At 58.2% G+C, this 12353-nt stretch carries 10 protein-coding genes; 5 read left to right on the forward strand and 5 right to left on the reverse strand.

Translation table 11 applies throughout. From position 1 onward, the window contains the following. The first annotated feature begins 180 nt into the window (after nt 1–180). From BN1123_RS15460 to BN1123_RS15480, 5 genes are all read left to right on the forward strand, one after another. Nucleotides 181–744, forward strand: coding sequence for a chemotaxis protein CheW (locus BN1123_RS15460; protein ID WP_042028093.1), 564 nt, complete (start codon nt 181–183; stop codon nt 742–744). 47 nt (nt 745–791) lie between these two features. After that, entirely contained in the window at nt 792–2963 is a 2172-nt protein-coding gene (locus BN1123_RS15465; protein WP_042028094.1) for a methyl-accepting chemotaxis protein, read from the forward strand. A 51-nt stretch (nt 2964–3014) separates the two neighbouring features. After that, a complete protein-coding gene (locus tag BN1123_RS15470; protein WP_042028095.1) occupies nt 3015–3818 on the forward strand; it encodes a CheR family methyltransferase in 804 nt (267 codons plus the stop codon). 142 nt (nt 3819–3960) lie between these two features. Beyond that, nucleotides 3961–4314 carry a chemotaxis protein CheD gene (locus BN1123_RS15475; protein WP_224212342.1) on the forward strand — a complete coding sequence of 118 codons (354 nt, stop codon included), beginning with the start codon at nt 3961–3963 and terminating at the stop codon, nt 4312–4314. Next, complete coding sequence (locus BN1123_RS15480; RefSeq protein WP_042028097.1) at nt 4311–5369, forward strand: protein-glutamate methylesterase/protein-glutamine glutaminase; 1059 nt, start codon at nt 4311–4313, stop codon at nt 5367–5369. Before BN1123_RS15475 ends, BN1123_RS15480 begins: the two co-directional genes overlap by 4 nt. Before the next feature lie 91 nt (nt 5370–5460). Here BN1123_RS15480 and pnp read toward each other — a convergent pair whose 3' ends face one another. From pnp to infB, 5 genes are all read right to left on the reverse strand, one after another. Further along, on the reverse strand, nt 5461–7608 hold the full coding sequence (gene pnp, locus BN1123_RS15485; RefSeq protein WP_042028099.1) for a polyribonucleotide nucleotidyltransferase: 2148 nt from the start codon (nt 7606–7608) through the stop codon (nt 5461–5463). Nucleotides 7609–7776: 168 nt separating this feature from the next. Next, complete coding sequence (rpsO, locus tag BN1123_RS15490; protein WP_026455738.1) at nt 7777–8046, reverse strand: 30S ribosomal protein S15; 270 nt, start codon at nt 8044–8046, stop codon at nt 7777–7779. Nucleotides 8047–8189: 143 nt separating this feature from the next. Beyond that, on the reverse strand, nt 8190–9140 hold the full coding sequence (gene truB, locus BN1123_RS15495) for a tRNA pseudouridine(55) synthase TruB (protein ID WP_026455737.1): 951 nt from the start codon (nt 9138–9140) through the stop codon (nt 8190–8192). A gap of 1 nt (nt 9141) precedes the next feature. Beyond that, nucleotides 9142–9576 (reverse strand): 30S ribosome-binding factor RbfA, encoded by a 435-nt coding sequence (gene rbfA / locus BN1123_RS15500; RefSeq protein ID WP_042028100.1) that lies wholly within the window; start codon nt 9574–9576, stop codon nt 9142–9144. Nucleotides 9577–9631: 55 nt separating this feature from the next. Beyond that, nucleotides 9632–12334: a translation initiation factor IF-2 gene (gene infB / locus BN1123_RS15505; protein ID WP_042028101.1), complete on the reverse strand. Its 2703-nt coding sequence runs from the start codon at nt 12332–12334 to the stop codon at nt 9632–9634. Between the last annotated feature and the right edge of the window lie 19 nt (nt 12335–12353).

Raw genomic sequence — 12353 nt, forward strand, 5'->3', positions numbered from 1 at the left:
TCCTCCCGTTCAATACACGGCTTGTATGCAGGTTGATAGCGTCATCGCCCATGTCCTTCGGCACATATTGGCACAGGAGGCCTGGCCACAAGCCAGCCAACCACGCCAGGGGGTGCAGTCAGATGCCACCTGCAGCACACCGCCGAAGCATTCCTCATCTTTTTTCAACCGGAGGCTGATATGACCCCATCGACCGAAGTGGCCGTGGTTGCCCCCCCCGCCACATCCCACAGTGACACCCAGTACCTGACTTTTCTCATCAACGGAGAGATGTTTGCCATCAATATCCTGGGAGTCAAAGAGATCATCGAATACGGGAACATCACCCCCATCCCCATGATGCCAGGCTTCATTCGCGGTGTGATCAATCTACGCGGCGCCGTGGTTTCTGTCGTTGATCTCAATGCCCGCTTTGGCAACACGCCCTCCAACATCACCCGGCGTACCTGTATCGTCATCATTGAAGGCCTACACCATCATGACGATACACAAGGTAGCCAGGATATCGGTGTGGTCGTGGATTCCGTCTCCGAAGTCCTCAGCATTTCACCCAGTGAAATCGAACCGCCCCCCAGCTTTGGTGCCCGGATCAGGGCTGACTTCATCAGCGGCATGGGTAAGGTCAACGGCAAATTCGTCATCCTCATTGATACGGAAAAAGTCCTGTCACTTGAGGAGATGGCACAGCTCAGTGAACTGGCGCAGCAACCGGAAAAATTACCGGAATACATACAGGCATCCTGATTACTCACGCTCAATACGCATTGGCATGTCGCACAAGGATAAGGCTCATGACTCAATCACTGTTTGAAAAGCTCTTCGGCAATGGTTCCAGCTACAACCAGCAGCAAGAGCAGCTAACCAGGCTTGCTGAGGAAACTCGGCGCATCCATCACGCCATCACCCTCGAGCAAACAGCTGGCCAGATAGATCTGTCTACCCTCACCGGCCCGCTACGGGGCCTCTGCCACGAGTTCAATGAAACCCTCAACCTGCTGCAAACCCGCTTGCGGAATGCATTGGACACTATCGAGAGCAACCAGACCCAGTACCGGGAGAATCTGCGGGTGCGCAAGGCGCTGGACGGCGCATCGACCAACGTGATGATTGCCGACACCGACCTCAACATCATCTATATGAACGAGGCGGTCACCACCATGCTCGGCCAGGCGGAGCAAGATATTCGCAAGGAACTGCCCAATCTGGACGTTAAAAACTTGATGGGCAAGAACATCGACAACTTCCACAAGAATCCGAGCCATCAGCGGGCCATGCTGCAAAAGCTCGATACAACCTATCGCACCCAGATAACCATTGGCGGCAGAACCTTTTCGCTGATTGCCAACCCCGTATTTGGTGACAATGGCGAGCGGCTAGGGTCAGTCGTGGAATGGGCTGATCGCACCAAAGAGATCGCCATCGAAAATGATGTCAAGGCCGCCAATGAAGCCGCCAAAATCGCGGCTAATGAAAGCCTCAGGGTCAAGAGAGCACTCGATTGTGCCAGCACCAACGTCATGATCGCCGATACCAACCTCGACATCATCTATATGAACGACTCCGTCACCGAGATGCTCAAGCTGGCCGAGCCGGACATCAAGAAAGATCTCAACAACTTCAATACTGCGAATCTGATGGGGGCCAATATTGACAGCTTCCATAAGAATCCGGGGCACCAGCGGACCATGCTGGCCAAGCTCAACAGTACCTACCGCACCCAAATACAGCTTGGTGGACGTACCTTTGCGCTGATCGCCAACCCGGTATTCAGTGACAGTGGCGAACGCCTGGGGTCGGTGGTCGAGTGGGCAGATCGCACCAAAGAGGTTGCCATCGAGCACGAAATGTCGGAAATAGTACAATCCGTGATCAATGGCGAGTTGCACCGCCGCATGGATCTCGCCGGCAAATCCGGCTTCTTCCATAATCTGGGCGAAGGCATCAACCAGATTGCCAATGTGATCGATACCAGCCTCAATGACGTGATCCGGATCGTCCAGTGTCTGGCCAAGGGAGACCTGACCCAGAAGATAGAGACAGACTACCCGGGGGTCTTTGGTACTACCAAGGATGCCCTCAACAAGACCATCGATTCCCTGACCAATATAGTGACCGAGGTCCGCGGCGCTTCCGACAATCTGTCGAGTGCCGCCGAGCAGGTGAGTGCCACCGCCCAGTCCATCAGCCAGTCCAGCAGTGAACAGGCTTCCAGCATGGAAGAGACCAGCGCATCCATCGAACAGATGAGCGCCAGCATCAACCAGAATACCGATAACGCCCAAGTGACAGACGGCATGGCCAGTAAGGCAGCCAAGGAAGCTGTCGAAGGCGGTGAGGCCGTCCAACTGACCGTCGATGCCATGAAACAGATCGCCAAACGGATTGGCATCATCGACGACATCGCCTACCAGACCAATCTGCTGGCCCTCAATGCGGCTATCGAAGCGGCGCGAGCGGGGGATCATGGCAAGGGGTTTGCTGTCGTCGCAGCCGAGGTGCGCAAACTGGCGGAGCGCAGCCAGGTAGCGGCGCAGGAGATAGGCGAGTTGGCCTCCAGCAGCGTGGAAATGGCGGAAAAGGCCGGCCGGCTACTCGATCAGATGGTTCCCTCTATCAACAAGACATCCGATCTGGTGCAGGAGATCAGTGCAGCCTCTGCCGAGCAATCAACCGGTGTCAGCCAGATCAACCAGGCAATGAGCCAGCTCAGCCAGGTCACCCAGCAAAATGCCTCCTGTAGCGAAGAGCTGGCCGCCACGGCAGAAGAGATGAGCAGCCAGGCAGAGCAACTGCAGCTTGTCATGGAATTCTTCACTCTCGAACAGAGCCACAGGAGCAATGGTCACAACGTCGCACAACCCCAGAATAGTACCAAGGGGCGCTTTGTTCTGGAGGGGAATGGCCGTGAGCAGCCCGGTCTTCCGCCACGACCATTCAACGAGGGAGACTTTGTCCGTTTCTAGTGTGACGGGGCCTGGGCAACCAGGCCGCTTTGCCGAGCCGGGAGCATAGCCTTGTACCAGACTCAACTTCATGACGACGAATTTGGCCAGTTCCAGCGCTGGTTACATCAGGCCGCAGGTATCGACCTGTCACCGGCCAAGAAAGCACTGGTGGCCAGCCGGCTTTCCAAACGCCTGCACCATTACGAGCTGGACAGTTATGGTGACTATTTTCGCCTGATCATGAGCGACCATCATCAGGAGTTGCAACTGGCGCTGGATCTGCTGACAACCAATGAAACCTACTTCTTCAGGGAGTCCAAACACTTTGACTTTCTCTGCAATACAGTGCTGCCGCTCGTGCCAAAGGAGCGGACATTGCGGATATGGTGTGCAGCCAGTTCATCCGGAGAGGAACCTTACAGTCTGGCGATGACCCTGGCGGAAAAACACGGCGGCTTCAACTGGGAAATCATGGCCTCGGACATCTCGTCACGCATGCTGGAACAGGCCAGGTTGGGACGCTACCCCATAGAGCGGGCGCACAATATCCCCATGTCATACCTGATGAAATACTGCCTGAAGGGCATAGGGCAACAGGAAGGCAGTTTCATCATCGACCGCAAGCTGCAGGAGCGGGTGAGATTTTTGCACATCAACCTCATCCAGGAGCTGCCCGACATCGGCATGTTCGATGTCATCTTCATCCGCAACGTAATGATTTACTTCAACAAGGAGACCAAGGCCGAGGTCGTGCAGCGGCTGGTACCCAGACTCAGGACCGGGGGTTACCTGCTTGTCAGCCATGCCGAAAGCCTCAACGGATTACCTCATGGTCTGCATCTGGTTTCCCCTTCCATCTACCAAAAGCGGTGATGATGATGCAACGAGAGATCATGCTGCACCCCGGAGAGTTTTTCTTCGGCCAGGAGGACGCCGTGATCAAAACCCATCTGGGGTCCTGTGTCGCCATCACCATGTGGCACCCACAACATAAATCGGGGGGATGTGTCACTACATGCTGCCGACCCGGGGAGTCAAAACCACTACCCTGGATGGCCGTTATGGCGACGAAGCGATCACCTTGTTTCTCGAGGCTATCCGGCAATATCCGTCTCCGATCCAGGAGTATGAAGTAAAGCTTTTTGGTGGCGGACACATGTTTGACATAACGACCCCTGCCGGAGACTACCCCAATGTGGCCGACCAAAATATCCAGGCCGCATGGCAGTTGACCCGGCATCTGGGCCTCACCATAAAAGCGCATCATCTGGGCCTCTCTGGCCACCGAAGCCTCATCTTCGAGCTCAACAATGGCCATGTTTGGGTGCGTCATCATCGTCTGCCACATCATCGAGGGACGGGGGAATGAAACAGATAAGAGTCATGCTGGTGGATGATTCCGCCGTGGTTAGACAGGTGTTGCAAGGGGTGCTGGAACAGGAACCCGACATCAAGGTGATCGCGACCGCCTCCGATCCGTTGTTTGCACTGGAGAAACTGAAGAAGGAGTGGCCGGATGTCATCGTGCTGGATGTGGAGATGCCACGGATGGATGGCATCACTTTTCTCACCAAAATAATGGCCGAGCACCCCACCCCGGTGGTCATCTGCTCCTCTCTGACCGAGAAGGGTGCCGAAACCACCCTTCAGGCCATGGCAGCCGGCGCTGCAGACATCATCACCAAACCGACCATGGGCATCAAAAGCTTTCTGCAGGAGTCAGCCCACGATCTGGCTATGGCAGTACGGGCTGCCTCCCAAGCCAACCTCAAGCGACTCGGCAAGCCGGCCCCCTTGCAGGTTGCCACCAAAATCCATGCCGACGCCATACTGGCGCCGGCGCGAGATGCCATGGCGCAGACCACGGAGCGACTCATCGCCATCGGCACCTCCACCGGAGGTACCCAGGCGCTGGAGGCTGTGTTGACGGCCCTCCCCCGGGTTAGCCCAGGGATCGTCATCGTGCAGCATATGCCGGAGAAATTTACGGCATCGTTTGCCGCTCGCCTTAACGGGTTATGCCAAATCGAGGTGCGGGAGGCGAAAAACAATGACAGGGTCATCCCAGGGCTCGCGCTGATCGCTCCCGGCGGCAAGCACATGCTGCTCAAGCGAAGCGGTGCCTACTACCATGTGGAGGTGGTCGACGGTCCCCTGATCAATCGACATCGCCCTTCGGTGGATGTGCTGTTTCGCTCCGTGGCCAAATACGCGGGCAAAAATGCGACCGGCATCATCATGACCGGCATGGGAGATGATGGCGCCAGAGGGCTCAGGGAGATGCTGGATGCAGGCGCCAATACATATGCCCAGGATGAGGCCTCCTGCGTGGTGTTTGGTATGCCAAAGGAGGCGATCAAGCTCGGTGCCGCACGCCACATACTCCCGCTCGACGAGATGCATCACGCCATTCTCGGCAGATAGCCACTCTGCTGGCTGGCCATAAAAAAATCCGGCTCCCCTGGGGGAGCCGGATTGGTCAGCCAGACCGAGCAAGCCCGGTCAGCACTGCGTCTTAATCTGCAGCAGGCGCTTCGGCAGCGACCGGAGCGGCATCGGCAGCCGGAGCAGCGGCTTCAGTCGGCGCGTTTGCTTCCTTGATGGAGAGGCGTACGCGGCCCTGACGGTCCACTTCCAGTACCTTCACCTTCACCACGTCACCGATCTTCAGGTAGTCGGCCACGTTCTGCACGCGTGCATCGGTGATCTGGGAGATGTGTACCAGACCGTCTTTGCCCGGCAGGATGTTGACGAAGGCGCCGAAGTCGGCCAGACGGACAACCTTGCCTTCGTAGATGCGGTTCACTTCGATCTCGGCGGTGATGGCCTCGATGCGGCGGATCGCTTCCTTGGCGGCGTCACCGTCAACGGCGGCGATGCGGACGGTACCGTCATCATCCAGCTCGATGTTGGTGCCGGTCTCTTCGGTCAGGGCGCGGATCACGGAACCACCCTTGCCGATGACGTCCTTGATCTTCTCCGGGTTGATCTTGATGGTGTGGATGCGCGGGGCGAAATCGGAGATCTCGGCACGCGGAGCCTGGATGGCTTCGTCCATCACTTTCAGGATGTGCAGGCGAGCACCACGAGCTTGCTTCAGGGCAATCTCCATGATCTCTTTGGTGATGCCTTCGATCTTGATGTCCATCTGCAGGGCGGTCACACCTTCGGTGGTACCGGCAACCTTGAAGTCCATGTCGCCCAGGTGGTCTTCGTCACCCAGGATGTCGGACAGCACGACGAAACCTTCTTCTTCCTTCACCAGACCCATGGCGATACCGGCGACGGAGGCCTTGATCGGCACACCGGCGTCCATCAGCGCCAGGGAGGAACCACAGACGGAGGCCATGGAGGAGGAGCCGTTGGATTCGGTGATTTCAGAAACCACGCGCACCACGTACGGGAACTCGTCGGCGCTCGGCATCACGGCAGCAACGCCGCGCTTGGCCAGACGACCGTGACCGATTTCACGACGCTTGGGGCTACCCATCATGCCGGTCTCACCGACGCAGTATGGCGGGAAGTTGTAGTGCAGCATGAAGCGATCGGCGCGGTTGCCGGTCAGCTCGTCGATGTTCTGGGCGTCACGCTCGGTACCCAGGGTCGCAACGACCATGGCCTGGGTTTCACCACGGGTGAACAGGGCGGAGCCGTGGGCACGCGGCAGTACGCCGGTAGCCACGGACAGGGCGCGGATCATCTCCGGATCGCGACCATCGATGCGCGGCTCGCCGCGAACAACGCGACCACGCACGATGCGGCTTTCCAGGCTGTGGAACTCTTCGCCGATCTTCTTGGCATCTTCTTCCACGCCGGAAGCGATCACCTGCTCAACCACGCGGCCCTTGATGGCGGCGATGGTTTCGTAACGCACGGCCTTCTCGGTGATGCGGTAGGCTTCACCCAGTTCGGCAGTGGCCAGCTCGGCAACCTTGGCTTTCAGCGCTTCGTTGACGGCGGGCGGTGTCCAGTCCCACGGCTTGGTGCCGACGTCGGCAGCAAATTCGTTGATGGCGTTGATCACAGCCTGCATCTGCTCATGACCGTATACCACGGCGCCCAGCATCACCTCTTCGGAGAGGATGGCCGCTTCGGATTCCACCATCAGCACGGCGTTGGCGGTACCGGCAACCACCAGGTCCAGATCGCTCTGCGGCAGTTCGGTGGTGGTCGGGTTCAGCACGTATTGGCCGTTCATGTAACCCACGCGGGCTGCACCGATCGGGCCGCCAAACGGGATGCCGGAGATGGCCAGTGCCGCGGAGGCGCCGATCATGGCAACGATGTCGGGAGAAACTGCCGGGTTCACGGACATGACGGTGGCAACCACCTGAACCTCATTGAGGAAGCCTTCCGGGAACAGCGGACGAATAGGACGGTCGATCAGACGGGAGATCAGGGTCTCGCCTTCGCTCGGGCGACCTTCACGACGGAAGAAACCACCCGGGATACGACCAGCAGCATAGGTACGCTCCTGGTAGTTGACGGTCAGCGGGAAGAAATCACGGCCGTGATCGGCCTCTTTCTTGCCAACGACGGTCACAAATACGCAGGTATCGTCCATGCTGACCATCACGGCCGCAGTGGCTTGACGGGCCATCACACCGGTTTCCAGTGTGACGGTGTGTTGACCGTACTGGAATGACTTTACAATAGGATTCACGTGAATTTCCTTTTTACAATTTGGCTCTTTAAATTCGCGCACAAGTATACTTGATTCGATGCAAAAGGTAAGCGGTGACACAAATTCTGTGAGGCAGGCAACGCGCTGATAGGGAATAAAAAAAGGGGAACCTGACGGTTCCCCTTTTTCGCGAAATCTGATGGTCGATTAACGACGCAGACCCAGCTTGGCGATCAGAGCAGCGTAACGCTGAACGTCTTTACGCTTCAGGTAGTCCAGCAGCTTACGACGCTGGGAAACCATGCGCAGCAGACCGCGACGACCGTGGTGATCCTTGGAGTGCTCCTTGAAGTGACCTTGCAGATGGTTGATCTGGGCAGTCAGCAGGGCAACTTGCACTTCGGGGGAACCGGTGTCGTTGGCGCCACGAGCGTGCTCGGCAACGATTTGAGCTTTGATCTCAGCATTTAGAGACATGGTATTACTCCAGTAGAGTGTTTAAAGGTTCACAGCCAATCTCTAATTCAGCCGTGAAATGAGGGCGGTATCATAATCGCCCCCGCCCCTTTTCGCAATGATAAAGACGCGCAACGGGCAAGAGCACGGATACCGCCTGAGGATCACTCCTCGTCGTGATAACGGACCAGGCGCTTGGGGGCAACCCGACCATCATCATCAATTTCGCCGACACCGATGAACTCTCGCTCGGGGCCGACCGTCATGCGAACCTGACCGCTGGTTGGGGCACCTGGCACCTGAACTGCCTGACCCTGGTTCACATAGGCCGCCACTACGGCCAACATGTTCACCTCGGGCAGAGACGCCACGGCGGTGTCCATCGGCAGCAACAGGGGATCCAGCTGCTCGCGCGGCGGAATGCTCTCGGCCTTGGCCTGCTCGAAGATGCATTCAAGCTGCTCCAGGGTCAGCATCCGATCGTACGGATAGCTGGCCACCTGGGTGCGGCGCAGCTGGGTGACATGAGCGCCACAACCCAGCACTTCCCCCAGATCATCGACCAGAGAGCGGATGTAGGTGCCCTTGCTGCAGTGCACTTCCAGCTTGACCTCGTCCCCTTCGAAGCTGATGAGCTTGAGCTCGAAAATCGTGATGGGGCGGGCTTCCCGCTCAATTTCGATCCCCTCGCGGGCATACTCGTAGAGCGGACGGCCATTATGCTTGAGGGCGGAGTACATGGACGGCACCTGCATGATGGGGCCGCGGAACTGGTCCAGCGCCTCAATCAGGGTACCCACGGCCACGTTCACCGGACGGGTGGCAACCACCTCGCCATCGGAGTCGCTGGTGTTGGTGCGCTCGCCCAGCTTGGCAGTCACCTCATAGCGCTTGTCCGCATCCAACAGATACTGGGAGAACTTGGTGGCCTCGCCCAGGCAAATCGGCAACATGCCGGTCGCTAGGGGATCCAGGGCGCCGGTGTGGCCGGCCTTGGCGGCGTTGTAGATCCGCTTTACCTTCTGCAACACATCGTTGGAGGTCAGGCCGGTCGGCTTGTCCAGCAACAGAATGCCGTGCACATCACGGCCCTTGAAACGACGTCTTCGGGTCATCTCAGGCTTTATCCTCAGTCGTGTCATCCGGAGCGGCCACGTCATCCTCACGACCTGACTCGGCCATGCGACGCTTGTCTTCACGGATGGTATTGGTCACCAGGTTGGAGAGACGCATCCCCTCGACCAGGGTCTGGTCGTAGAAGAAACGCAGCTCGGGCACCACACGCAGGCGCATGGCGCTGCCCAGCAGGCTGCGGATGTAACCGGCCGCTTCAGTCAGCGCCTTGAGCCCTTCCTTGATGCGCTCGGCGTCATTCTCCAGCTGCAAGAAGGTGACATAAACCTTGGCGTAGTTTAGGTCACGGGACACTTCCACGTCGGAAACAGTCACCATGCCGATGCGCGGGTCTTTCACCTCGCGCTGCAGGATCAGCGCGATTTCACGCTGGATCTGCTGCCCGACCCGACGGGTCCGGCTGAATTCTCTGGCCATAATCTATCCTGCGATAAAAGGGGGCCGCGGCCCCCTATTTTGTCTGACTCTCGGCTTACAGAGTACGCTGAATTTCAACGGTCTCGTAAACTTCGATCTGGTCGCCTTCGCGTACGTCGTTGTAGTTCTTGACCGCGATACCACACTCGTAGCCGTTGCGAACCTCGTTGACGTCATCCTTGAAGCGACGCAGGGATTCCAGCTCGCCTTCATAGATAACCACGTTGTCACGCAGAACACGGATACGGTTGGAGCGCTTGACCACACCTTCGGTGACCATACAGCCGGCAACGGCGCCAAACTTCGGTGAGCGGAAGACGCTGCGCACTTCGGCCAGACCGATGATCTCCTGCTTGTACTCCGGCGCCAGCATGCCGCTCATGGCCTGCTTCACTTCGTCGATCAGGTCATAGATGACGGAGTAGTAGCGCAGATCCAGGCTCTCGGCCTCGATGACCTTGCGCGCAGAGGCGTCGGCACGGACGTTGAAGCCCACCAGGATGGCGCTGGAAGCGGCAGCCAGGGTCGCGTCGGTCTCGGTGATACCACCCACACCGGAACCCACGATCTTCACCTTCACTTCGTCGGTGGAGAGCTTGACCAGAGCGTCGCAGATCGCTTCCACGGAACCCTGTACGTCGGCCTTGATCACCACGTTCACTTCGGACACTTCGCCCTCGGTCATGTTGGCGAACATGTTCTCCAGCTTGGCCTTCTGCTGGCGAGCCAGCTTGACTTCGCGGAACTTGCCCTGACGGTAGAGAGCCACTTCACGGGCCTTCTTCTCGTCACGCACCACGGTCGCTTCATCACCGGCAGAGGGAACACCGGACAGACCGAGGATTTCCACTGGCAGGGACGGACCGGCCTCTTTGATCTCGCGACCCAGTTCGTCACGCATGGCGCGCACACGACCGTATTCGAGACCGCACAGTACGATGTCACCCTGGCGCAGGGTACCTTCTTGTACCAGTACGGTAGCAACCGGACCACGACCCTTGTCGAGGAAGGATTCGATGACTACACCGTTGGCCATACCGTCAACCACGGCTTTCAGCTCCAGTACTTCGGCCTGGATCAGGATGGCTTCCAGCAGATCGTCGATGCCTTCGCCGGACTTGGCGGAGACGTGCACGAACTGGCAATCGCCACCCCAGTCTTCGGACATGACGTCGTAACGGGCCAGCTCGGTCTTGACGCGATCCGGATCCGCTTCCGGCTTGTCAATCTTGTTGACCGCAACAACCAGCGGCACACCGGCCGCCTTGGCGTGCTGGATAGCTTCGATAGTTTGCGGCATCACGCCGTCATCGGCAGCAACAACCAGCACCACGATGTCAGTCGCCTTGGCACCACGAGCACGCATGGAGGTAAACGCTGCGTGACCCGGAGTATCCAGGAAGGTGATCATGCCGCTTTCGGTCTTAACGTGGTAAGCACCGATGTGCTGGGTAATACCACCGGCTTCGCCTGCGGCAACCTTGGCCTTACGGATGTAGTCCAGCAGCGAGGTCTTGCCGTGGTCAACGTGACCCATGATGGTCACGACCGGCGCGCGCGGCTTGGCTTCGGAGGTCTCGTCACGATCGGACAGTACAGCCTCTTCCAGCTCGTTCTCGCGGCGCAGCACCACCTTGTGGCCCATCTCCTCGGCGACCAGCTGAGCGGTCTCCTGGTCGATAACCTGGTTGATGGTAGCCATGGCGCCCATCTTCATCATCACCTTGATGACTTCGACACCCTTGACCGCCATCTTGTTGGCCAGCTCGGCCACTGTGATGGTCTCGCCAATCACCACGTCGCGGTTAACCGCGGCAGCCGGCTTGTTGAAGCCGTGCTTCATGGCATTCGGGGTAGCAACCTTGCCACGCTTGCCTTTACGAGCGCGCGGATCGCGGGAGTTACGGTCATTGCGATCGTCGTCGCGGCGACCGGCCTTCTTCGGCCCCTTGGCGGCAGCGGCGGTACGGCGGCTGGTCTCTTCCTTGCGATCCAGCTCATCTTCGGCAGCCTGGGCATGCTTGGAGGTGGTCACGTGATAATCGCTGCTCTCTTTGGCGCGGGCGGCGTCTTCTTCAGCCCAGCGGGCTGCATTCTGTTCTGCCATGAGACGAGCCTCTTCGGCTTTCTTCGCGGCGAGTTCTTCAGCTTTTTGCAAAGCTGTTTGTTCCTGTTGGCGCTTCAGTTCTTCTGCTTCGCGCTTGGCCATCTTTTCTGCCTCTTGCTGAGCTGTGCTACTGGCTGCTTTGGCGGGCTGTTGAGCCTGTCGAGCCTTTTGTTGTGCCTCGATCCGCGCCTTTTCCTCAGCTTCACGACGAGCCTGCTCAGCCTCACGGCGAGCCTTCTCTTCAGCGTCGAGACGAGCCTTCTCTTCGGCTTCGCGACGAGCTTTTTCTTCTGCTTCCAAACGCGCTTTTTCCTCGGCTTCCGCCTGACGCTGTTCATCTTCCAGCGCCGAGCGTCTTACATAGGTGCGAGACTTGCGTACTTCTACCTGCACTTCCTTGTTCTTGCCGCCAGTCCCCTGAACACTGATGGTGCTCTTGGTCTTGCGCTGCAAGGTCATGCGGGCAGGAGCAGTGACCTCGTCACCTCCATGCTGTTTCTTCAGGTGTGCCAGCAGGGTCTGCTTCTCAGACTCGCTAACCATGTCGTCGGCCTTGCTCTTGCTGATACCGGCATCGACAAACTGCTGGAGAAGACGATCAACCGGTGTGTCGATGTCAGTGGCAAGTTGTTTGACTGATACTTCTGCCATTCATTTTCCTCCGTTTGAT

The organism is Aeromonas enteropelogenes, assembly GCF_000819845.1.
Classification (GTDB): domain Bacteria; phylum Pseudomonadota; class Gammaproteobacteria; order Enterobacterales; family Aeromonadaceae; genus Aeromonas; species Aeromonas enteropelogenes.

Bases quoted from the DNA above. Each gene is read 5' to 3' on its own strand.
- BN1123_RS15460 (WP_042028093.1), top strand. From the start codon at position 181: ATGACCCCATCGACCGAAGTGGCCGTGGTTGCCCCCCCCGCCACATCC.
- BN1123_RS15475 (WP_224212342.1), top strand. From the start codon at position 3,961: ATGCTGCCGACCCGGGGAGTCAAAACCACTACCCTGGATGGCCGTTAT.
- infB (WP_042028101.1), bottom strand. From the start codon at position 12,334: ATGGCAGAAGTATCAGTCAAACAACTTGCCACTGACATCGACACACCG.
- rbfA (WP_042028100.1), bottom strand. From the start codon at position 9,576: ATGGCCAGAGAATTCAGCCGGACCCGTCGGGTCGGGCAGCAGATCCAG.
- BN1123_RS15480 (WP_042028097.1), top strand. From the start codon at position 4,311: ATGAAACAGATAAGAGTCATGCTGGTGGATGATTCCGCCGTGGTTAGA.
- rpsO (WP_026455738.1), bottom strand. From the start codon at position 8,046: ATGTCTCTAAATGCTGAGATCAAAGCTCAAATCGTTGCCGAGCACGCT.
- truB (WP_026455737.1), bottom strand. From the start codon at position 9,140: ATGACCCGAAGACGTCGTTTCAAGGGCCGTGATGTGCACGGCATTCTG.
- BN1123_RS15465 (WP_042028094.1), top strand. From the start codon at position 792: ATGACTCAATCACTGTTTGAAAAGCTCTTCGGCAATGGTTCCAGCTAC.